This window comes from Candidatus Desulfolinea nitratireducens (assembly GCF_982879505.1).
Window position 1 is genome coordinate 1 of the sequence record NZ_CEYOSI010000017.1, and the last position, 22175, is coordinate 22175.

Here is a 22175-nt window from a genome sequence, read left to right on the forward strand (position 1 = left end):
TATGAAAAAAAAGAAGTAGAGACCTTGCGAGAGAAAAAGGTTATTGCATAGATGATAAAAAGGAAAAAGAATGAGCACTTTTGAGCGATTTTTGAAACCACATTCCATTGCCGCGTTTGGCGGGGCGAATGCGGCAGAAGTAATTCGCCAGAGCGATCTGATGGGGTATGAAGGAGAGATCTGGCCGGTCCATCCAAAGAAAACGGAGATTCTGGGGCGAAAGGTTTACCGTTCTGTTGCCGATCTTCCCGGGAGCCCCGATGCCGCCTATCTGGGTGTCAATCGAAATCTCACCATCGATATCGTCAGGGAACTCGCTGCCCGAGATGCTGGTGGCGCAATCTGCTATGCGACTGGATTTGTTGAGGCTGGCGAGGAGGGCGCTGAACTTCAAAGGCAGCTTCTGGATGCTTCCGGGGATATGCCCATCATTGGACCTAATTGCTATGGACTGCTCAACTATTTAAATGGTGCCATGCTCTGGCCCGACCAGCAGGGTGGTCAACGGGTTGAAGAAGGCGTGGCGATCATCACCATGTCATCGAATGTGGGTTTCAACCTCACCATGCAAAGGCGTGGTCTTCCGGTCGCCTATATGGTTTCTTTGGGGAATAAGCTGAAATTTGATCTCCATGATGCGATTCATACCTTCGCCCAACAGGATGGGGTCACGGCGATAGGCCTCTTTTTGGAAACTTTGCCTGATCCGAAGGCCTTCCAGGAGGCAGTCAACGTGGCCCGGGAGTTGGGCAAACCCATCGTGGCGATGAAGGTTGGTCGTTCCGAGGTTGCCCAGAAGATGGTCGTATCGCATACGGCCTCACTCGCCGGTTCCGACGATCTGGTAAATGCTCTTTTCGAGCGGGTCGGTGTGGCTCGCGTGAATTCCCTGGAAGCACTGATTGAAGCGCTGAAGGTATTACACGTTCTGGGCCCATTGAAAGGCGGCAGGATCGCTGCCGGGAGCACCTCAGGTGGAGATCTTACCCTTCTCGCTGACGGGATGGGTCCAGGTTTGAGCATGCCCCCATTATCAGAAAAGGTTACAAAACATCTGCGCGAGACCGTTCACGAGCGGATCGTGGCTGCCAATCCCTTTGATTTCCAGATGTTCGACTGGAATGACGAGGAACAGAATGCCAAAAACTTTTCGGCGCTGCTTTCACAAGAATTCGATCTGGCAGTGTGCGTATTGGATTACCCGAGATCTGACCGCTGTGATCAATCGACCTGGGGTGGGGCGGAGAGGGGTTTTGTTCGGGCCGCGAAAGAAACCGGAACTAAGGCCGCTATTCTGTCAACCTTTTCAGATACGATATCCGAACCAGTTGCGGCTCGTTTGATGAAGGATGGCGTTGTAGCGCTTGCAGGCATTGATGACGGGCTGGCGGGAATTCAGGCAGCAGTTGATGTGGGCGCAGCCTGGAGTCAACCTGTGGCATCACCCATACTGAAGAGTAGCGATCAAGTTCAGGATGTTTCCGTCAAAGTGTTGGATGAGGCTGAATCCAAAGCATTACTTTCCCGGGCCGGAATTCCAGTTCCCCCATCGCAGGTGGTTCATAATCCCAAAGAAGCGGTTGCTGCAGCCGAAGCGTTGGGCTATCCGGTAGTTGCAAAGACCTTGGGTGTTGCCCATAAGACGGATGTTGGGGGGGTCAGGATTAACCTTCGGGATGCAGACGAAGTGTCTGCTGCTGTGAAGGTGATGTCTGATCTCTCAGAATCCTATCTGATCGAAAAAATGGTCGAGGGGGTTGTAGCAGAATTGATCGTCGGTGTAGCCCGTGATGCACAGTTTGGACCCTATCTGTTGGTGGGTGGCGGTGGAATTCTGGTCGAATTGATGAAAGATACAGCATCGCTCCTCTTGCCAACCACCAGAGAAAAAGTATTGCACGCATTGGCCCAACTGAAATGTGCGCCGCTATTAAATGGTTTCAGAGGCGCTCCCCCCTCTGATCTGAACGCCGCGGTCGATGCCATTTTGGCGGTAGCAAATATGGTGGAGAGCGATCCAGATTCCATTGTCGAGCTGGACATCAACCCCCTGATGATCCTGGCCGAAGGTCAGGGAGTGGTTGCGGCTGATGCCCTGATCCGCTTGAATCAAAATTAACGATAGATAAATTCCAAGAAGAAATCTGGATTGACTCTTCTAAAAATGAAAAGGAGTTTTAATTATGACATCTGAAAATAATTTGATTGAAAAGAAAATCGTCGAGAAGGCGAAAGAGTTAGGGGCCTCGTTGGCAGGAATAGCGAGGATCGAAGATCTTAAGGCTTCCCCTTCCTATGAGATCTATGCCAATAATCCTTTCTACGAAGAGTACGATCCATCAACCTCAGATTATCATGAATTCAAGGGGGTGAAATGGCGCGATGAGCATAAATCCGTGCTGGTGTGGGCTTTGTCCCATCCGGAATCCGAGCCCGTTCTCGATTGGTGGAGCCTGAAGGTGAATGGTTTTACCCCCGGTAACGGTGTGATGAGAACTCAGTCCAGACAACTGCGGTTATGGATGGAGGAAGAGTTCGGAATCAAGGCATATTCGCTTCCGTACCAGATCGAATACGGTGGGGCTTTCCTCAAGGATTCAGCCCACCTGGCTGGGATTGGCGTGATCGGTAAAAACAATCTCCTGGTAACACCGGAATTTGGTACGCGTGTCCGCCTACGAGGCATTTTTATCGAAGCCGAACTCGAGCCAACCGGCCCCAGCAACTTCGACCCTTGCAATGGCTGCGACAAGCCTTGTCACAGCGCATGCCCGAGGAACGTATTCCGTAGCGGGTCCTTCGACAGGTCGATCTGCAAGGAAGAGAACGATGAACGATATGCCAATGAGGAAATGCTCGATGGTTCGATCATGGGAATCGAAGAGCCCAGCATGGTCATGAAGCCCTGCCGGTATTGCGAATTGGCTTGCCCTGTTGCGCAAGGTGCAACCCTTTAGTTTTGGGCAGTCCTAATCGAACTCCTGGCCCAAAAGGATAAACCCTATGTTAGTTCCTCTGACCCCTCTTGAATTTAGAGAAAGGGCTGTTAATTTATACGGCTCCAAAACAGGAGTTGTTGATGGGGAGAAGCGATTCACCTATGCTGAGTATGATCAGCGTGTTAATCGTTTTGCAAACGCATTAACAAAATTGGGTTTGGAAAAGGGGAAAACTGTTTCATTTCTTACCTATAACTCCCATCAATTACTTGAGGCTTATTTTGCAGTTCCGCAAGTGAATGGTGTCTTAAACCCGATCAATATTCGTCTTTCACCCATTGAGATTGAGTATATCGTCAATCATGCCGAAGCTCAGATTTTATGCTTCCACCAAGATTTCGTGAATGTGGTCGAGCAGATAAAACCTGATCTCAAAACAGTGGAAAAATATATAATCTTTGAGTCAGATACCAGGCGTGACTGGGCAAAAGACTATGAGAGATTATTAGAGAACGCGGATCCAGTCGCCAATATCGACCTGTCTGCTATTGATGAAAACGCGGTCATTGAGCTTTTTTATACATCCGGGACAACTGGTCACCCAAAAGGTGTTGAAATAACAAACCGGAGCTTATATTTGCACTCGCTAAATGCAATTATTGGCTTTCAGGTATCAGATGAAGATACCCTTCTCCATGTAGTACCCTTATTCCACGTCAATGGGTGGGGCACTCCTCAATTCCTGACCGCAGTAGGGGGCAAACATGTCATGTTGCGTAAGGTTGATTTTGGAGAACTATTGCGTTTGATTGAAGAGGAAAGGGTTACAAAAATCCTGGGGGTTCCGACCATATTCAACGGTCTTTTGCAATATCCTGATCTAAAGAAATTTGATCTAAGCTCTCTGAAAGAAGTGATCATTGGTGGCGCGGCTTCACCGCTAGCATTGATCGAAAAACTGGAAGCAGAGCTTGGATGTAAAGCGATCGTAGGTTATGGGCTTACGGAAACATCTCCCTTTGGGGTGATTGCAAGGCCAAAACCGCATTTAAAAAAGGATAAGAAAACCAGACTGGATACACAAGTCAAAACCGGGCTACCCATTGTGGGGGTTCGTTTACGCGTGGTTGATGAGAATGGCAAGGATGTGATTGCAAACGAAAAAGATATTGGTGAGATCGTATTTCGCAGCAATGCAGTGATGAAAGGGTATTTAAAGGACCAGGCTGCTACAGACAATGTGATCAAAGAGGGTTGGTTTCATTCTGGCGATATGGCAGTGGTTGATGGTGAAGGGTATATCACCATCGTGGATCGGAAAAAGGATATTATCATCTCTGGTGGAGAAAATATTTCTTCTGTTGAAGTGGAAAAGATCATCCTCAATCATCCGGCAGTATTTGAGGCAGTGGTCATTGGTATTCCCGATAAAAAATGGGGAGAGGTACCCAAAGCACTGGTAGTGTTGAAACCAGATATGAAAACAAAGGAGTCAGAAATACTGGATTTTGTACGTGGATATTTGGCTGGCTTCAAAGTGCCCAAGTCAGTTGAATTTCGAGAAGAATTGCCCAAGGGAGGGACAGGAAAAATCCTTAAAAAGGAACTGCGTGAACCATATTGGGAGGGCTTAGAGAAGAGAATTCATTAACGCGTACGCTTATTGGCCATCGTTGTTTTAGATCAACAAATATGTAATGAGGAGAATAGAATGGATACAATTCTAAAGAGCACAACCAAAGAAGTAAAGATCAGTATAGATAAGCCCTTTGTCGTTATTGGGGAAAAGGTCAATCCTACAGGGCGTAAAATACTAGCGGGAGCACTTGCTGAAGGAAACTATGATTATGTTCTGGAGCTGGTGAAGAAACAAGTCGATGCCAAGGCAGATATATTGGATGTAAATGTCGGGGTCCCTGGCCTTGATGAGGTAAAAGTTTTGCCAGAGGTTGCAAAACTGATTTCGGATAATTACGATCTGCCCTTATGCCTGGATTCAGCCAACCACGATGCTTTGGCGGCAGCCTTAGCCGTTTTACCAGGAAAGCTATTGATCAACTCCGTAAATGGTGAGGAGAAATCCCTGGAAAAAGTCCTGCCCCTGGTAAAAGAATATGGTGCAGCGGTAATAGGACTGACCATGGATGATGATGGCATCCCCTCTGATGTTGAAACACGCGTTTCCATCGCGGGAAAAATCATCGAAAGAGCAGCAAAACTTGGCATCAGTGAAGAGGATATTGTTATTGATCCCCTGGTCTTAACTGTGGGAGCAGATAGTAACGCCGCCTTAGTCACACTTGGAACCATCGACATGATCAGAAAAGAGTTTGGCGTAAACATTAATCTGGGCGCCAGCAATGTTTCATTTGGCCTCCCGGATCGCCATACTGTAAATCAGGCGTTCTTGTCATTGGCAATCAGCAAGGGCGCTACTTGTGCAATTACCGACCCGGTTAAACTGACAAGTATAATCCGAGCTACAGACCTGCTCATGGGCCGAGATAAATCCAGTTTGCGCTATCTGAAATTTTATCGCTCCCAGCAAAAGAAATAATGCCCCCTTTTCTATTTACAACATTAGTTAGATTAAACTCTAATGACATTGGATGAACCTGGTATGGTGTCTATATGAATAAAAAGACACCATACCAGGTAGGAAATTGATTATCGATAAAAGAAAGTGGCCATGATGAATAACGTCCGTCCGCAACTAAAAATGCTTTCTGAAGATCAAATTCAGCAAGTACATCAGTATGTTTTACGGATCCTCTCTGAAACTGGGGTTAGGGTGGTTTCGCCCTCAGTGATTGAGATGCTGGGAAAAACCGGGCAGGTTGAGGTCCAGGGAAGAACCGTAAAGATCTCCCCCGAACTTATTGAGCAATCCATCCAGTCTGCTCCACCGGTGATCCAGATGTACGACCGTCGTGGGAATCCAAGCTTTCGACTCGGTGATGATCGTCTGCGTTTCGGTGTGGGGGTTACGGCCCTGTACTACCAGGAACCCGTTGGTGATAACCTGGAACTATTCCAGCGCCGCCACATGCGTGCCATGACGCGGTTGGGAAGCAGCTTGCCACATTATGATGTCATTTCAACGCCTGGTATTGTGCGGGATGTTCCGGAAGAGCTTGGTGATCTTTATGGCAATTTGGAGATGTTTGCAAATACCAGCAAGACGATGGTGGTGTTGACATCAGACGAGAATAAATTTTTACCACTGATAAACATGTTTGAGCATTTGCATGGTGAACTTGGGGAGAAACCCTTCGTTCTGCCATATTTCAACCCGATTTCACCATTGGTGATGGATTCAGGAACTCTGCTTAAAATGGAGATGGCGATTGAGCGCGGTCTGCCCTTCATCTTTTCAAACTTTAGTATGGCGGGAGCCAGTACGCCGCTCACACCGGCCGGGACCCTGGCAATACTGCTTGCCGAATTGCTGGCCGGGTTGACCATCAGCCAGGTGATGAAGCCCGGAACGCCGATAGCCGTAGGGATGCTGCCATCCTATTTTGATATGCAGACCATGCTAAATTTCTACGATCCACAAAGCGTGCTATTGAATGTAGCCTGTGCTGAAATGATGGCGCATTATAAGCTGCCGCATTGTGGCGCTTCCTGCTCCGGGATGGGATGGGGCATGGATTTGATTGCAGCGGATACCTACGGGATGAATTTCTTAACCTATGCCCTGACGAAGGGAGGGCTGGCACCCTTTATAGGGGATGGTCTTGCAGGGAAATCAATTTCTCCGTGTACGGTAGTACACGCACACGAGATCATTGATCAGGCCTTCCGTTTTGCAAATGGTTTCCAACTGGATGATGCGCAAGCCGCCCTGGATGAAATTGCCAAGGTCGGCCCCGGTGGGGATTTTCTATCCTCGCCCTCCACGCGTAGAAACTACAAAACAGGCTATTACAAAAGCCCGCTCTATCCGCGTTGGAATATGGAAAAGTGGCAGGCTGAGGGGCAACCCGAAGCACGGGATTTATTACGCGAAAAGACTCAGGCTTTATTGCAGGATTTACCCGCTCCGGATGATTACGATGTTCTGATTGGAAAAGGGGAGGAATATATAAACTCCCTTTGATATTTTCCTGCTGGTCGCTAAAACCTGGTATTCAAAAGAGCAAGAAGGTTTAATTACACTCTTGCTCTTCTTTTGTAGGCAGAGTTTCTGCATATTTCTGTAGAGACCTTGAAATTACAACTCGTTGTATCTCAGTTGTTCCGTCAACCATTTTCATGACGGGAGCAATTCGATAGTTTCGTTCGATCGCAGAGGGGGTTAATAATCCGGTACCACCGAGCACCTGCATACAGGTTGCAATCGCCCGTTGTGCAGCATCTGGGGTAAATCTTTTTGCGTGGGCTGCAGCAACGGTACCTTCCGGTGTGCCAATTAATCTTGCAGCGTTCTTATATAAAAGCCGACTGGCTTCCAGGTCGGTGGCTACATCAGCAAGCATCCATTGGATGCCCTGAAACTCTAACTCTGACCTTCCGAACATTTTGCGATCTCTGGCAAATGTCAGGGCCAGATCGAGCGATGATGAGATTAAGCCACAGCAACCAGCGGCAATAGAGGTGCGCGCAATATCAATTGCCATCAAAGATCCACTCAGTCCTTTTCCAGGTGGAAAAATCACATTTTCGGCTGGTACGGTCACATTTTCCAGGAACATATCCGCAATTGGCAGGAATGAGGATACCAACTTGTCATATGGTTTCCCAAAACTTAGTCCCGGTGTATCTTTTGGGACAGCTACCATGGCGATATCATCCTTCCCGGGTTTTTCACTTGTTTTTACGACAACCAAAAAGATATCAGCCACATCTGCAAGTGAGACCCATGCCTTACTGCCATTAATTGTGTAGGAACCGTTCTTATTGACGACTGCATGTGTGCGCACTCTTGCAGCATCCGACCCGGATTGAGGTTCTGTCAACACAAAACCACCCAAGGCCTTTCCGGAAGTCAACTTTGGTGCCCAATGATCGCGTAATTTCTCCTGACCAAAACTACAAATGGCGAATGTTACGATATTATGCATTGAAAATGAAAATGCATACAGCCCTTCGCCCCTGCCAAGTTCTTCAAATACAGGAATCCCTTCTGCAAACGATAAACCTTGTCCACCAAACTCCTTGGGACAATATAAACCAAGCAAACCATTTTTGGCGGCTTCTTTCGCTGCATCTATTGGGTAATCCAATGAAGATTCCCATTGATCGACATTAGGGCAAATTATCTCTTCAGAATGGTATCTCGCTGCCTCTATAATTTTTTCGGCATTACTCATAACTTCTCTCCACTACAAAAATATAAACAGCTTTTTCTTTTACTTGCGTCCTAATCCTGGCTTGGGTGCACCCACCAGAGCAACTCGATTTCCCAGAACTACTTTTCCTTGTTCCATATCATAATGAGCCTCTCCAATATCCTCGAAGGCATATACTTCCCCGAGGCAAGGATCAATCTTTCCATCAACTACCAATTGATTATAGGCTTGAGCCTGTTCATCATTCGTGCCGTGGGATCCCTGTAATCGTTTCTGGCGTACCCAATGATAACGTAAATCTACCATGGCAGAATACCCTGTTGTCCCTGCGCATATAGCCACCATGCCACCGGCCTCACAAACAAAAATGCTGGTTGGGATGGTGCTTTCTCCGGGGTGCTCAAAAACAATATCAGGATTCCGCTTTTCGCCCAGGATATCCCAAATCGCTTTGCCAAATGCCCGACATCCGCTGGTCCATTCTTTCTGACCCTCATTATCCGTCCAATGCGGAGGGATGCCCCAATGGGAAAAATCATTGCGGTTGATATATCCAGTTGCTCCCAAATTTTTGCAATATTCACCTCGTTCATCGTCCGAGACAACTGCGACTGCTCTGGCCCCGACCGTTGTCGCCAGTTGAATGGCTTGCCCGCCCAGACCACCTGATCCACCCCAGACCAGGACAACCTCTCCTTCTTTCAACACATTCCCTTCCCAACCAAAAAGCATGCGATAAGCTGTAGTCCCAACCAGAGTAGGTGCGGCAGCCTCCTCCCATGTCAGATGAGGCGCTTTTGGTAAAACAGCATGAGCTTGCGCAACAGAAAATTGTCCGAAAGAACCAAAATTCGTGTTATATCCCCAGATTTGAGCCGATGGAGCGATCATGGGATCTTTACCAGCTTTGATCCAGGGATCATCCATATTCCAATAACCGTGATGTACGACAACCTCATCACCAACAGAGACGTTTTTCACATCGCTTCCAATTGCGTAAACGATGCCTGAAACATCACTGCCGCCAACATGAAAGTCGTAGGGCTCACCCATCTTTTGTCGAATACGGATCACATCGATGGGAATACCTCGTGCGGCCCAGACGTTATTGAAATTGATTCCAGCTGCCATGACTCCGATCAACACTTCATGTGGCTTGATTCGCGGGATTTCCACTTCCTCGACCCGGAAGGCGGTCCTGGGGTCCCCAAAGCGATCCTGACGGACCACTTGCGCAAACATTTTTTCCGGCAATTTACCGATAGCCGGTAAAGATCCAATTGCTGTAGCATTACTCATTATAAATACTCCTACTTTTTATAGGCTTTTAGCCAATCTGTTATTGGGTGATTTTTGTTTTGACCGCATAAGCCTGAGCTAAAGCCAACATCATCGATGCAGTTTTATATCCCCGTAAGAAGGGTCTTTTCCATATGGCAGGGACAGACCGGTCAGTCTCGGAAAATTATATCAGAATTGTCTGATTTTGAGCGACAAATATTATATTCTGTTAATTCCATATGTATTTTTTTACCCACTATCTCCCAAAATTTTCTGGACTACCTCACCCATTAGCTGCTAATTTTTCAAATTAGATTGGGTTAAAAAGAGAACCGAAGGCTATTGCCTTCGGTTCTCTTTTCTTATAATAGTTCTTTTCTTTTAGTAAACGTCATGTACAGTATTATATACATTAAATTTTCCGGTTGGTGTAATCAAATCCGGGATGCGTGCTTTTTCTTCCAGCGTTGCATCATCATAAACCACAATCTCACCTGTCTCACCTGGCTTATCTGCGCTACCCCAAACACTGATCCAAATTTCGGTTCCTTGTCTGTTGTATTCCATGTGGACAGCGCGACCATAGTCGGCGATCTCCCAACATTTATGTGTTTCTTCTGGCTTGGCTTTGGCAAAAACACAGACCGTCCGAGATAAAGCCGGATCAGAATTCAGAGCCATATCCACCCAAACCCATTGGCTGTTAGGATGCGTCTTGATAAATAAGCTACCCGCACTAGGCAAGGGTGTTGTGCGCACTACTTTCCAGGCTGAATCCGGGTGTCCTTCTGGATCAGTACCTATGGAGCTCACTGCGGCTTCACCAAGATGAGAAGAACTCCAGACTGGGCCATAATCAGGATCCATCCAGTTTGAACCCCGGCCGGGGTGTGGGATTGCCGGAGTCTCAACCAAGGCTTCAAGTTTTCCTTCCAACAAGTCAATCACTGCGACTTTATTGGCCTGGTTGGCAGCCACCATGAAATAGCGTTTAGACATAGTCAAGCCACCATCGTGGAGGAAGCGTTCAGCTTCGATCATTTTGATGGTTGGGTTAATGGGATCAGCATAGTTTACAATCCAGACTTGCCCGGTCTCTTTAATATTGATGACCCATTCCGGTTTAAAGTGAGAGGCCAGAATACTCGCCACGCGCGGTTCGGGATGATACTCTTCTGTATCGTAGGTATAACTACGTGTGCTGATGATCTTGAATGGTTCCAGTGTTTCTCCATCCAAAATGGCGAAGTGCGGCGGCCAATAGCAACCTACAACAGCGTATTTATCGGTGAAATCACCTTCTTCACCCTCGTATTTACTAACTTCCACTGAGCGGGCATCATAGCAGAGTTGTACTTCGGCAACTTTATCCGGTACTTCCATCCACAGATCAACCAGGGCCAGCCTGCCATCGCGCCCAATCACATAGGCGTAACGTCCGGTAGCCGACATTCGGGTAATGTGAACAGCATAGCCAGTGTCGACAGTATTCACGATTTCGTATGTATCCCCATCGATCACAGCCACCTGTCCGGCGTCACGTAAGGTAACGACGAAATAATTTTCCCAATCGCGTGTCGTTTGCGGAGATGTCGGCCGATCATCCGGCTCAACAAGTACCTTCCAGGTCTCAAGCATCTGCTCCAGAGATAACTCTGGTGGTATGGGGGGCTCATTTTGCAGATATTTCGCCATAACTTCAGTTTCTTCTTGCGTTAAGGCACCTTGTTTACCCCAATCTGGCATACCACGCGGTGTGCCATTGAAAATGATGGCAGAAAGTGCAATCGTTCCTTGTGGCTGTGTCAAATCAGGTGTCAGCGCAGGCCCCGTAGCTCCTTTGCGTAAAGTACCATGGCAACCGGCACAGCGCTCAAAGAATTCCTGTTTTGCCCAGGTAAATTCTTCATCCGTGAGTTCCGGACCTGGACCTACGGTTATAGTACCCTCTTCAGTTTCTAGAGCAGCAGCGCCATCAGGAAGATCTGCCAAATAGCTTATCACTGACTCGATTTCTTGAGTGCTAAACGTCCCAGAGAAGGATGGCATCAAATCTTTTTGACACGGCCCTGTCGGGCATTCTGGGGCGACAAAGGCATTCGGATCCTCAAGCGCTTCGGCCATGTATCCTTCTACTGTCGTTGCATTTCCAGTGTACTCACCATCCTGAATGCGGCCTTCAACCATTTTTCCGATTTCAGAAAGATCGGGACCAAGCGTACCAACAGCACCAGCTATACCTGGGATTGTATGGCAGGCACCACAGCCACCTTTTTTAAAGGCTTGTGCAGCCAGCTCATCGCCATATAAATCTAGCTGACTACTCCCAGTTTCTGAAGCATTCTCCTCATAAGATCGGATGAAACTGACGACAGCATGTATATTCTCATCTGTCAATGCACCACCATAAACCTGCCCCCAGGCTGGCATGGCAGTGTTGGGGCGTCCGGTTTGAATCGTGGCAAATAAAACACCATCGCTTGCTTTCTCAAGAAGGTTCAAATCGTTTAGTGCAGGGCCAGAAACTCCCTCACCATTTGCCCCATGGCAAGCAACGCAATTCTCTGCATAGATTGCCTGCCCATGTTCAATACTTTCTTCTTTTTGAAGCTCTGTATCGCTAACAATACGACCATCTTCCCCAAACATCAGGAATGAAAAGCTGGCAATTAGAATAACAGTAATGACCAACCCGATGAGAATTTGTTTATCGTAATTTTCGTTTCGTAGCATGATTTCTCCTCACGCGGGTGTTGTTTGTGTTGAATCGAACGCTTTCCGCTCGATTGGGCTCTCAGTATTTACAAGAACTTCGCCCTCTTCAATGATGACGGGAAAATAATCCATTGGACGAGGCGCTGGCCCACCCGCTACCACTCCAACTTTGCTGAATAACGATCCATGACAAGGGCAGTGAAATTGATCTTCAGATTCTTCCCAGGGTACGCTGCATCCGAGATGTGTACAACGCTGCCAAAGGGCAAGGAAACTGCCATCTTCAAGACGGTGCAGGTAGAAACGTCCTTGTTGGAAATAGGTCACGCTCCCGGGTGCAAATTTATCCACTTTTCCAGCTTTTATAATACCGCCAAAGCCCCCGGCAGTGACAGGTTGAACAAATTTAAACAGGGCAGCCAGAGTTTCGCCTGTAAAGGCAACAATTGCGGTCAGCCAGGCAAATCCCAGAAATTGTCTGCGGCTTACTTTGCTTTTTTCTTGTGTATCAGTTTGATTAGTCATTTATTCTCCTCAATTATGGGTTATAGAAAATTCTACAAACCATCCATGGGATTGTATCCATTGGGCATTGCCCAGGGCCAGTAGAGTTCAAATCCGGGGCCACGGAATAAGAAGCCCGTTAATGTCAGCACGACAGCCGTAATGAAAAGAACTGTGAATAAAACCAGCATCACTTCTCTAGCGTTTTTGATGCCTTCCTTTGAGCGCCAGAGTACCAACAAGGGCAAGACAACCAGGAAGGTCATCACAGCCCCTGGAATTAGCGATTGGGTAACGAGGTTTGGCAGCATGTCCCGGAGCAGCTCACGGGGTGGAAAGGCGTTATCCACCAAAACGAAGCCTGTCATGGCAACCAAGGTATACAATGCAGTCCAGCCAACAATGCTTTTGCCGCGCTTTGAGGTAAACCAAACCCCTGCTCCCTCACGACTGTAGTCAATATAAGGGATAGAGATCAGGAAACCTACTGCCAGCGCAGGCAAAATGATACCTGCCAGGGTGGGGTGCATATGTTCCAGCATTTCCTGCAAACCCATAAAATACCAGGGTGCTTTTGCCGGGTCAGTTGTAATCAGGGGGTTTGCCAACTCCTCAAGAGGGGCATCTTTCAGTAGCGATAATATGACCAAAACCAGGGTAGAGCCAATGGCCAGCATTAATTCCAGGATTGCAACAATTGGAAAGGCAAAGATCGTATCTTCCGGGCCTTTGTCCACCATCGTGGTGGGGGCTTTTACGATTTCAACAAGGCTATAGGTTTTTTTGGATGATCGCGAAAAACTTTTATTTTCTTCAGGAATATTATTATCAGGCATTTTCCACCTCCGTTTCAATCTCGTCTTTTACTTCATTGGCAGCCAGCCCGCCATCTTTGCGGACACGCCAGAGATGGAGGGAGATAATTAATAACAAGAGGCCTGGAATAACCATGACATGCAGGCCATAAAAACGTGTTAGCGAGGCTTGCCCAACTTCAGCGCCACCAAGTAATAATTTTTGGATCAATTTTCCAAACATGGGTTCGTAACCAGCCACGCTTGTCCCCACTGTAATGGCCCAGAATGCAAGTTGATCCCAGGGGAGCAAATATCCGGTAAAGCTGGCGCCTAGCGTCAGGATAAGCAAAACAACACCAACAACCCAGTTAAACTCACGGGGGCGTTTATATGCGCCGGTATAAAATACGCGCACCATATGCAAGACTGCCGTGAGGACCATTAAGTGGGCAGACCAGCGGTGCATATTACGCAATAGCTGTCCAAAAGGTACCTGTGTTTGCAATGTGATGATATCAAAATAGGCCGTATCGACAGATGGCACATAATAAAACATTTCCAGTATACCTGTGATTGAAAGTACTACAAACATGATCGTTGTGATCACACCCAGGCCAAAAGAATATAGGGCTTTGATACTCCTTTTATTTACCCGTACTGGATGCAAATGGAAAAAGACATTGGTCGTCATTATCAGGGAACGATCCAATGGATTGTCAGGCCATCCGTGGCGGAAGAAAGATCTCCAAACACGGGAATTGACAATGAAATCTTTGAGTTTCTTCATAGTTGCTCCGTTAGTTCTTAATCTATAAGGGTTAATTCTTCTTCAAACCGAAATGCCTCCATGGTGATGGCATCGGTTGGGCAGCGTACAGCGCATAAAGCACAGCGGGTGCAGGCTTCGTCATCTTTGAGCATTGCAGCCATTTGAGTGGTTACATCATGACCTTCTGTAATCTCAATTAGCGGAACTCCGGTATGCTCTTCCACTACCTGATGCAGGGTTTCATCACCGGCAAGCTGGTCAAGGCTGACAATTTTTAGACAATCCCAGGGGCACACATCAACACAAGCATTGCATAATATACACTCTGATCCATCGAAGATCGTGTTGACACTACATTCCAAACAGCGACTGCCCTCTGCTGCGGCTTCCGCTTCTGAGTAACCAACTTCAACTACCGAAATTCCAGTACGTCGATCTACAGGGAGTGTAGGAGGTTTGCGGTGTTCGAGTTTGGTCCAGTTTTCAAACATGACATGGTTTGAGAGTACTGTCCACTCAGTTTTGACCTCAGTTTTAAGTTTCTTGTTTTGGACGTATTCTTCAATGCCAAGGGCAGCTAAATGGCCGTGGAGCACAGCATCAATGATCAGTTTAGGGCCATAGGCCACATCCCCACCTGCAAAAACATCCGGAGCAGTAGTCTGACCGTTCTCAAAGTTGATCTCCACCAGACCTCGCGGTGTCAACTTGACATCGTCTGCGCCACCGAGTACATCCAGATCGGCTTTCTGACCGATAGCCAAAATAACGGTATCACAATCCCAGACACGTTCGGTACCGGCCTTGAATTTTGGATTAAAACGCTTATCTTCGTCGAAGACGGATTCAACATCGATCACTTCCAGACCGGTGACTTTTCCATCTTTTCCAATAATCCGATTTGGGCCCACACGTGGGGACATTTGAATACCCTCTTCCAAGGCTTCTTCGATTTCGAAGGGGGTTGCGGGTAATTCATCCCAATCTTCGAGGGCAATCATCTTGACATCGGCGACACCCAAGCGGAGGGCCACGCGGGCCACATCCAATGCAGTGCTGACAGATTCGGATTCGTCTTCCGCACGGGCATCCGCATCATCCAAAGCAGCTCTTTGCTCATCCGTCATCTGACCCATGCGCAAGGCTGTACGGGCAGCATCCATAGCCACATCGCCGCCGCCTATCACCAACACTCGCTTGCCAAGATCAACCTTGTATCCAAGATTATAGTTGAGCAACATATCTACGGCGATGATGACACCATCAAGGTCAGAACCTTCAATATCCAGGGCGTGACCTTTCATCAACCCGATACCCAAAAAGACGGCATCGTAGTCCCGACGCAAATCATCGAGGGTGATCTTTTTACCAATCGGTGTATTAAAATGGATCTCAACACCAAGGTCGAGTATCTCCTGGATTTCCAGATCCATCGCTTCCTGATCAATACGATAAATTGGGACACCATAGCGCAACATACCACCGGTTTTTGGGCCACCTTCATAGATCGTAACTTTATATCGTAGTAAGGCCAGATCATGGGCAACTGTCAGACTGGCCGGGCCAGCACCGATGATCGCAATATTTCCTTTTTTACGCCCGGGGTGGGAAGCTAATCGCTTCAACTCTCTACGAGACCAGCGTGAGGATGAATAATCCAGGGACGTTCCAGTACCAGGAACAGTGGCTTGTTCACCAAATTTACCCATGTGGGATGAGAATGTCGGTAAGCCCTCTTCCGGGATAATAGAATTAATTGGAATCAGATCCTTTAGCTTTTCCCGACTGGGTACTATTTTTCCGGCTTCTGGTCCATAGCGCTCTGTCAATACGCGTTTGATTGGGCGAATAGCCACCGGTTCTGCATCAGGGCTGACAACAGCTCCGCGACGGCAGGCAACTTCGCAGGGTGCACCGCAAATACGACCGCAGATCGTTGAGAGTGGATTTGGATCATGCGAGATTTCAAAAGCCAATTCCATTTCACCGCGAGCCATTGCTGTAACATAACCTCGTGCATCTGTATTAACCGGGCATGCAGCCTGACAAGAAATCATGTCTCGCCAATCGTCAATTCCAGGGACGGTAACTTGATATTTAAAAGTCATATAGTACTCCTCTATTCATTTGCTGTGTCGTCTACCAATAAATTTGAAGGCAGCAAATTATAACCAAAATTATAGGATTTAGGGGATTTGTAATAGATCGAACCTGCACAAGGTCGGCATAAGGTACGACCTGCCATAATAATATCACGTTCGTTAATAATTTCCTCCCCACAGGTACTGCAATTTACGCGAATACCTGCACGGCTCACAATCGATTCGACGGGCTCTGATAAGCTGACCTTCTCAACTGAAAGTAAAGATTCCGTTGGCATGCGTTGATAGCCCTTTAGCATAGCGGAATATCGTTGCTTTTCATCAGGGGCATAGTCCTTTGCACGCTGGCGAATATCCAGGCGAGGAGCAACACGCACTGCGTGACCGCTTTCCACATCTACGAAAGTGGCCGCCACCTTGCCATAATCTTCCACGCGGAGGGTTCTGTGTCTGACAGCGCAGCCAGTAACAACTTCCACCCCAGAGACAAAGCACCCATCAGTTTCAACAATTACAAGCAACTTTTTATCTTCGCGGGGCACATCAATTCCCAGGGCACCTGCACCTGCCAACCCGATCCGAACCCCTAGCACCTGCCGCGGGCAAAGAGAGTTGTGACGGGATACAGATTCTGCCAAAAAATATTCGAGTTCGTTCATAGGATCCTCTTCACGATGTTAGCAAATTTCAATGTCATTTGTCAACTATTATTTCAAGTTTACAGAACGATGCGCGGCCCAATGTTCACCTAAAAAAGTATTTGTTATTTTCATTTTTTTAGCACTCAATTTCTGCCCCTTTTCGGGCGTAATAATACCAGTTCAGAATTAAACAAGTAAAGTAATAGACCGCAAAACCATATAAAGCAAATTCTGGTGTTCCGGCATTCACTTGCTGACCAAATACTCTTGGGATAATAAAAGCACCATAAGCGGCAACTGCCGCAGTCCAGCCTAAAACGGGACCTGCTTCTGAGGGCTTGAAGATGATGGGAACCATTCTAAAGGTAGAGCCGTTACCAATTCCTGTGGTGATAAACAAGACCAGGAAGAGAAGCAGGAAGGGGATGAAGAACTGTTCTGGCTGGCTGGATGCGCTGGCTTGCTTGACGTAATAAGCAACGCCCAGCGTAGACAAGATCATCACAACCGTATCCCATTGAGTGATTTTTGCACCGCCCACTTTGTCTGAAATCCAACCACCAATCGGTCGGGCCAGGGAACCAACCAGAGGTCCAAGCCAGGCATAAGCAAAGGGATTGGGGGCATTGGGATTAATGCTGCCATCAGGCAGTTCGCCAAAGACCACGCGAATAAGCAATGGGAAAGCGGCTGAATATCCGATAAAAGAGCCGAAAGTCATTGTGTATAGATAGGTCATAATCCAATTATGTTTATTCTTGAAAATCGCAAATTGGGTATCCAAATTTGATTTAATTTCACCAGGGATCACCTTCATCATCAAGACTGTAACGAGAATGGTCACGGGTAAAACAAGCCACATATTGAGTTCCAAGCCAAGCAAAAGATAGAGACCAATCGCAGCACCTACGCCCCCGACTCCAACCAAACCCAGGATTTTAAATAATGCCGATGAGGTTGAGCCAAGATTTGGCGTAGCTGTTGAAAGATTATTCATCCCAAACCAGGCAACCAAAACAAGTACAAGCAAAATGGGAACCCACACAAAACCAGCGTTTTGGATATAAGACATCCCGCCATTAACAGATAATCCTTCACCACCCATTGCCCCGAAAAGGCTGAAGGTTACAACAAAGGGGATCAGTATTTGCATAATGCTCACGCCAATATTGCCAAGCCCAGCATTCAATCCCAAAGAAGTTCCTTGCATCCGTTTCGGGAAGAAGAAATTAATATTAGACATCGACGAAGAAAAATTTCCACCACCCAAGCCAGAGAGAGCAGCGAGAATGGCAAAAGTTGTAAAGGGGGTGTTGATGTCTTGCAAGGCAAATCCCAAACCCAAAGTTGGGGCCATCAACAAGGCAGTTGTTAGTGCAATCACGTTCCTTCCACCGGCAATCGCAATCAGGAAGGAGTTTGGAATACGTAGCGTTGCCCCCGACAAGCCAGCAATTGCTGATAAGGTAAAAAGCTGTACCGTGTCAAAGGGGAAACCCATATTTTTCATCTGGACAGTAATTACGCTCCATGCCAACCAAACCGCAAAAGCGCATAATAAACTGGGGATGGAAATCCAGAGATTGCGCGCGGCAATCTTTTTTCCTGTTGATTCCCAAAAACTTTCATCTTCAACATCCCATTTTTCAATATAGCTTGACATATTTTCTCCTTACCTTTTGCAAAGAAATATTGATTCACTTTTCATTGCAAAACGATGGACCAGGTAATAATCTTCTACTTTGGATATGAATAAATATGGGGCGTACTAAATTTAGGCTTGCCACCATTAATTAGTGAGCGATTTTCCAAATGACAACCCATCCCGTTAAGCAGGCTTCCCGATCAGGATCCCGCTACTTCAATACGAGTATCCTTTTTTGAAATTTTCCGCACAACCAGGGTCATCCAGATCAGGCAGACCATTGTGAAGACGAAGAAAAATATCCAGGTCGTGGTCCACAACCCAATCGACTGTAGCAAGCGTCCAAAAATCAATGGGCTGACGAATCCGCCTAGGCCGCCGACCACACCGACAATCCCGCCCACGACACCGACCTCGGTTGGAAAATATTGGGGAATAAATTTATAAACACCGGCCTTGCCAATCCCCATCGCGATTCCAATCACGAATACAAAAAAAGTGAATACCCAAACATTGGCCTGGAAGTAGATATGCGTGACACCGCTAGCCAATAATTCTTTCTTGGCAACCTGATCTCCAACCTCTACGTTAGATTCCTGCCAGGTGTTTAGTTTGGGCAGCAAGATGACAGCATCATCCTCGTAGTTAACTTCCACTTTGGGGATCAGGGGATAGGTCAATTCATCCACCTGGATTTCGCTTGCAGAAAGGGCAGTAACTGTTCCTGAACGCTGAGCCATCACACCACTACCCGGGGATTCAATTTCCATTTTGGGGAAGAACAACAGGAAGCAGCATAAGGCAATAATTCCGAAGACCCAATACATTACGGACCGAGCGCCAAATTTATCCGACAAAACGCCGCCAAGTGCCCGGATAATCCCTGAAGGCAGCGAGAAGATCGAGGTAAGCAGCCCGGCTGTCACGATTGTCATCGCATAAACGTTGACATAATAGGGCACCAACCATTGCGCCAGAGCCACAAAACCGCCAAAGACCAGGAAATAGTACAACCCAAAGCGCCAGACGCGCACCTGCTTAAGCGGTGCCAACATCTGGATGATTGAACGTTGACCGTTAGCCGGTTTGCGATTAGTTGTAAACATATAAAAGACCACAGCCATCACAACCAATGCAGCAGCATAATAAGCCGGGAGTTTACGCCAGTTATCAAGGTTTTCTCCGTTATTGGTCAGCCAGCGCAATAAACTGGGCGCACCCAAAGTGGTCAGCGCGGCACCGGCATTGCCTGCCCCAAAAATTCCCAACGCAGTTCCCTGTCGTTCCTTCGAAAACCAGACTGAACTGAAGGCAATCCCAACAGCAAAGGAGGTACCCGTCATGCCGAAACCCAGGCTATAGAGCATATATTCGTTATAAGAGTTTGCCTGCCCCAGCATATACATGGGAATGGCGCTGAGCAACATCAGCAGAGTGTAAACCGGCCGACCGCCATATTTATCGGTCAGCACGCCCAAGGGCAGGCGCATGATCGAACCCGTCAGCACCGGGATGCCGATCATCATGCCCATTTGAGCCGCATTCCAGTCAAAAATCCGGTTATCCACCAGGAAGGTGACCAAAACGCCATTCAACATCCAGGCTGCAAAACAGACGGTAAATGCGATTGTATTAAGAGCCAGAACTCTGTAGGCTGTGTTCTTTTCTTGCATGATGCTCCTCAATAAATATTGTTATTCCGCCAATTGACGACGTTCTCTTACCCAAATCACAATTTGCCAGGGACGAAAGAGGTAATGCAATGGCCATGTTAGGATATGGACCAGTCGTGAAAAGGGGAAAACCGCCAACAAGATGAAATTATTGAGCACGTGCAATTGGATCAGCCAGGGCAGCGGTGCAACCAGCTCGGGGCGGGGTTGCAGGGTCAGGATCGACCAGAGGTAGGGCGTAAACACACCCGTAAACCAGGTCGAACCAAAACGGTAGCCAACTGCGGTTAGAACTCCTGTGATGATCGATACCAATGTCAACAGGAGAACAACGATATCCATTGGCGTAGTCACTTTCCGAATATAAGCGACAGATATGCGTCGATAAATCAATAAAACCACGCCAGCCAAAGCCCATAAGCCAAGTGCAAGGCCACTGATTTCCAGCAAATAGAGGCGAATAGGAACTGCATTCCAGAGCAACAACGCTTTGGGGAAAATCAAAGCCAGGAGGTGGGTTAATAAAATCAATACAATCCCATAGTGAAAAGGGACCGATCCCCAATACAGTTTTTTCCGTTCCAGCAGTTGGGATGACAGACTTGAGACGGTAAAGGGCCTGAAGATCGAACGGTAAATTGTTACCGCGATAAACAGGGTCACCGAAATGTAGGGGATTAGAACAAAGAATAGTTGGTTCCAGTCCATAATTTACTCTCCAGAATTCTCGATTTGCTCCAGGCCTCAGGCTGCAACCTGCAATGATTTGCAGGCCTTAGCGATCGCATCAAACAAGTGCAAATAGGGGTTATTATCCTCAGTTTTTTTCAGGGATTTACGCATCGTGTTCACAGCCTGATCGAGGACTTCGATCAATTCTGGCAATGGTGCCGATGAGGCTGTGAGATATTGCAGGATCGGGCGCAGATGGTCGGGTAATTCGCCTTCCAGATCGATTTGATATGCTTTCATTTCGCGGCTAAGGTCAGCCATAAACTCACCGCGCTTATAACTCTCGCCCCAAATCTGATACCCAACATAAGGGGCCACCAAGGGGGTCAGGTCTAAAGTACGGGTATGGAGCTCTTCCTGCTCGCTGAGTAAAAGCCGTTGAAATTTCGTCAGAAATTTTACAAACTCCTTGCTGCCAGGCTGACCGTCCAAGGGGGCAATCTGCGTAGATAATGTATCAATATGGCCAGGGAAGGGATAACGCAAGGCTTGAGCAAACAATGAAAAGTTATCCATTATGAACCTCTCTTCGGCTGTTGAATATATCCCAAACCGGCTTCGCCTTTATGGGCCAATGGGTCCATTCCAGCTTCAATACTCATCTCGCGATGATAAGGCGGGAAAACAAAACGTTCTTCCATAGTTGGCAAAGCAGTCATCTTATAGATTGCAATGGCTTCTTCTTCAGTGAGGCCTGCATCTGCGAGCGTTTTAAGGGCGACATCGTCAACTACACCATCAACTGTCTTACGGCGCATATAAATTCGCACCGACAATAGTTTGCGCAAGACAGTACGCATGATGCCCTCATTTCCCGCGGTGAATAAATTTGCCAGGTACTTGACCGGAAGGCGAGCAGCGTCGAGGCGGTCGAATAACTCGAAGTCATAATCTTCATTCATCAAATCAAGTCGGAAGAGATTCTTTTCTATTATGCTGACAATCGGGGATAGCGGCGGGATGTAGTACATCATCACCATGGTGCGAAACTCAGGGTGAAGAGGCAGGGCCAATTCCCATTCCTTGACAAACTTATAGGCCGGGGAGTTTTGAGCGGATTCAATCCAACCATCATCGATTCCG

At 47.4% G+C, this 22175-nt stretch carries 17 protein-coding genes and 1 pseudogene; 5 read left to right on the plus strand and 13 right to left on the minus strand.

What is annotated here, in order from left to right; all coding sequences use genetic code 11:
• Nucleotides 1-70 precede the first annotated feature (70 nt).
• The 5 genes from AC3DOM_RS02705 (at nucleotide 71) to AC3DOM_RS02725 (ending at nucleotide 7041) form a co-directional block, all read left to right on the plus strand.
• Nucleotides 71-2119 carry an acetate--CoA ligase family protein gene (locus AC3DOM_RS02705; protein WP_487917487.1) on the plus strand — a complete coding sequence of 683 codons (2049 nt, stop codon included), beginning with the start codon at nucleotides 71-73 and terminating at the stop codon, nucleotides 2117-2119.
• Nucleotides 2120-2183: 64 nt separating this feature from the next.
• Nucleotides 2184-2957: a 4Fe-4S binding protein gene (locus tag AC3DOM_RS02710; protein WP_487917488.1), complete on the plus strand. Its 774-nt coding sequence runs from the start codon at nucleotides 2184-2186 to the stop codon at nucleotides 2955-2957.
• Nucleotides 2958-3003: 46 nt separating this feature from the next.
• A complete protein-coding gene (locus tag AC3DOM_RS02715) occupies nucleotides 3004-4590 on the plus strand; it encodes a fatty acid--CoA ligase (protein WP_487917489.1) in 1587 nt (528 codons plus the stop codon).
• A gap of 60 nt (nucleotides 4591-4650) precedes the next feature.
• Nucleotides 4651-5496 (plus strand): dihydropteroate synthase, encoded by an 846-nt coding sequence (locus tag AC3DOM_RS02720; RefSeq protein ID WP_487917490.1) that lies wholly within the window; start codon nucleotides 4651-4653, stop codon nucleotides 5494-5496.
• A gap of 132 nt (nucleotides 5497-5628) precedes the next feature.
• A complete protein-coding gene (locus AC3DOM_RS02725) occupies nucleotides 5629-7041 on the plus strand; it encodes a trimethylamine methyltransferase family protein (protein ID WP_487917491.1) in 1413 nt (470 codons plus the stop codon).
• Between the two features lie 49 nt (nucleotides 7042-7090).
• On the opposite strand, the gene AC3DOM_RS02730 is transcribed toward AC3DOM_RS02725, so the two are convergent.
• The 13 genes and pseudogenes from AC3DOM_RS02730 to narH all read right to left on the minus strand — a co-directional run.
• A complete protein-coding gene (locus tag AC3DOM_RS02730) occupies nucleotides 7091-8254 on the minus strand; it encodes an acyl-CoA dehydrogenase family protein (protein WP_487917492.1) in 1164 nt (387 codons plus the stop codon).
• A gap of 39 nt (nucleotides 8255-8293) precedes the next feature.
• Complete coding sequence (gene ccrA / locus AC3DOM_RS02735) at nucleotides 8294-9532, minus strand: crotonyl-CoA carboxylase/reductase (protein WP_487917493.1); 1239 nt, start codon at nucleotides 9530-9532, stop codon at nucleotides 8294-8296.
• A gap of 363 nt (nucleotides 9533-9895) precedes the next feature.
• Nucleotides 9896-12247 carry a cytochrome D1 domain-containing protein gene (locus AC3DOM_RS02740; protein WP_487917494.1) on the minus strand — a complete coding sequence of 784 codons (2352 nt, stop codon included), beginning with the start codon at nucleotides 12245-12247 and terminating at the stop codon, nucleotides 9896-9898.
• A 9-nt stretch (nucleotides 12248-12256) separates the two neighbouring features.
• Nucleotides 12257-12754 (minus strand): QcrA and Rieske domain-containing protein, encoded by a 498-nt coding sequence (locus AC3DOM_RS02745; RefSeq protein WP_487917495.1) that lies wholly within the window; start codon nucleotides 12752-12754, stop codon nucleotides 12257-12259.
• A 32-nt stretch (nucleotides 12755-12786) separates the two neighbouring features.
• Nucleotides 12787-13569 carry a hypothetical protein gene (locus AC3DOM_RS02750; RefSeq protein WP_487917496.1) on the minus strand — a complete coding sequence of 261 codons (783 nt, stop codon included), beginning with the start codon at nucleotides 13567-13569 and terminating at the stop codon, nucleotides 12787-12789.
• Nucleotides 13562-14317: a cytochrome b N-terminal domain-containing protein gene (locus AC3DOM_RS02755; protein ID WP_487917497.1), complete on the minus strand. Its 756-nt coding sequence runs from the start codon at nucleotides 14315-14317 to the stop codon at nucleotides 13562-13564. Before AC3DOM_RS02755 ends, AC3DOM_RS02750 begins: the two co-directional genes overlap by 8 nt.
• 17 nt (nucleotides 14318-14334) lie before the next feature.
• Nucleotides 14335-16407: an FAD-dependent oxidoreductase gene (locus tag AC3DOM_RS02760; RefSeq protein ID WP_487917498.1), complete on the minus strand. Its 2073-nt coding sequence runs from the start codon at nucleotides 16405-16407 to the stop codon at nucleotides 14335-14337.
• An 11-nt stretch (nucleotides 16408-16418) separates the two neighbouring features.
• Nucleotides 16419-17060: an FmdE family protein gene (locus AC3DOM_RS02765; RefSeq protein WP_487917499.1), complete on the minus strand. Its 642-nt coding sequence runs from the start codon at nucleotides 17058-17060 to the stop codon at nucleotides 16419-16421.
• A 118-nt stretch (nucleotides 17061-17178) separates the two neighbouring features.
• Nucleotides 17179-18705, minus strand: coding sequence for an MFS transporter (locus AC3DOM_RS02770; protein WP_487917500.1), 1527 nt, complete (start codon nucleotides 18703-18705; stop codon nucleotides 17179-17181).
• A 182-nt stretch (nucleotides 18706-18887) separates the two neighbouring features.
• The gene (locus AC3DOM_RS02775) at nucleotides 18888-20360 is read right to left on the minus strand and encodes an MFS transporter (protein ID WP_487917501.1); all 1473 of its coding nucleotides are present in this window, start codon (nucleotides 20358-20360) and stop codon (nucleotides 18888-18890) included.
• A 21-nt stretch (nucleotides 20361-20381) separates the two neighbouring features.
• Complete coding sequence (narI, locus tag AC3DOM_RS02780) at nucleotides 20382-21068, minus strand: respiratory nitrate reductase subunit gamma (protein ID WP_487917502.1); 687 nt, start codon at nucleotides 21066-21068, stop codon at nucleotides 20382-20384.
• A 36-nt stretch (nucleotides 21069-21104) separates the two neighbouring features.
• Nucleotides 21105-21608, minus strand: coding sequence for a nitrate reductase molybdenum cofactor assembly chaperone (locus AC3DOM_RS02785; protein WP_487917503.1), 504 nt, complete (start codon nucleotides 21606-21608; stop codon nucleotides 21105-21107).
• Nucleotides 21608-22175 (minus strand): annotated as a pseudogene (gene narH / locus AC3DOM_RS02790) (nitrate reductase subunit beta); the annotation flags it as partial. The gene AC3DOM_RS02785 and the pseudogene narH, both read right to left, overlap by 1 nt.

Excerpts from the sequence above, each read along its gene's own strand:
- AC3DOM_RS02730 (WP_487917492.1), bottom strand. The coding sequence starts at position 8,254 with ATGAGTAATGCCGAAAAAATTATAGAGGCAGCGAGATACCATTCTGAA.
- AC3DOM_RS02760 (WP_487917498.1), bottom strand. The coding sequence starts at position 16,407 with ATGACTTTTAAATATCAAGTTACCGTCCCTGGAATTGACGATTGGCGA.
- AC3DOM_RS02750 (WP_487917496.1), bottom strand. The coding sequence starts at position 13,569 with ATGCCTGATAATAATATTCCTGAAGAAAATAAAAGTTTTTCGCGATCA.
- AC3DOM_RS02725 (WP_487917491.1), top strand. The coding sequence starts at position 5,629 with ATGATGAATAACGTCCGTCCGCAACTAAAAATGCTTTCTGAAGATCAA.
- ccrA (WP_487917493.1), bottom strand. The coding sequence starts at position 9,532 with ATGAGTAATGCTACAGCAATTGGATCTTTACCGGCTATCGGTAAATTG.
- AC3DOM_RS02705 (WP_487917487.1), top strand. The coding sequence starts at position 71 with ATGAGCACTTTTGAGCGATTTTTGAAACCACATTCCATTGCCGCGTTT.
- AC3DOM_RS02715 (WP_487917489.1), top strand. The coding sequence starts at position 3,004 with ATGTTAGTTCCTCTGACCCCTCTTGAATTTAGAGAAAGGGCTGTTAAT.
- AC3DOM_RS02765 (WP_487917499.1), bottom strand. The coding sequence starts at position 17,060 with ATGAACGAACTCGAATATTTTTTGGCAGAATCTGTATCCCGTCACAAC.
- AC3DOM_RS02775 (WP_487917501.1), bottom strand. The coding sequence starts at position 20,360 with ATGCAAGAAAAGAACACAGCCTACAGAGTTCTGGCTCTTAATACAATC.
- AC3DOM_RS02745 (WP_487917495.1), bottom strand. The coding sequence starts at position 12,754 with ATGACTAATCAAACTGATACACAAGAAAAAAGCAAAGTAAGCCGCAGA.
- AC3DOM_RS02755 (WP_487917497.1), bottom strand. The coding sequence starts at position 14,317 with ATGAAGAAACTCAAAGATTTCATTGTCAATTCCCGTGTTTGGAGATCT.
- AC3DOM_RS02720 (WP_487917490.1), top strand. The coding sequence starts at position 4,651 with ATGGATACAATTCTAAAGAGCACAACCAAAGAAGTAAAGATCAGTATA.
- narI (WP_487917502.1), bottom strand. The coding sequence starts at position 21,068 with ATGGACTGGAACCAACTATTCTTTGTTCTAATCCCCTACATTTCGGTG.
- AC3DOM_RS02770 (WP_487917500.1), bottom strand. The coding sequence starts at position 18,705 with ATGTCAAGCTATATTGAAAAATGGGATGTTGAAGATGAAAGTTTTTGG.
- AC3DOM_RS02785 (WP_487917503.1), bottom strand. The coding sequence starts at position 21,608 with ATGGATAACTTTTCATTGTTTGCTCAAGCCTTGCGTTATCCCTTCCCT.
- AC3DOM_RS02740 (WP_487917494.1), bottom strand. The coding sequence starts at position 12,247 with ATGCTACGAAACGAAAATTACGATAAACAAATTCTCATCGGGTTGGTC.
- AC3DOM_RS02710 (WP_487917488.1), top strand. The coding sequence starts at position 2,184 with ATGACATCTGAAAATAATTTGATTGAAAAGAAAATCGTCGAGAAGGCG.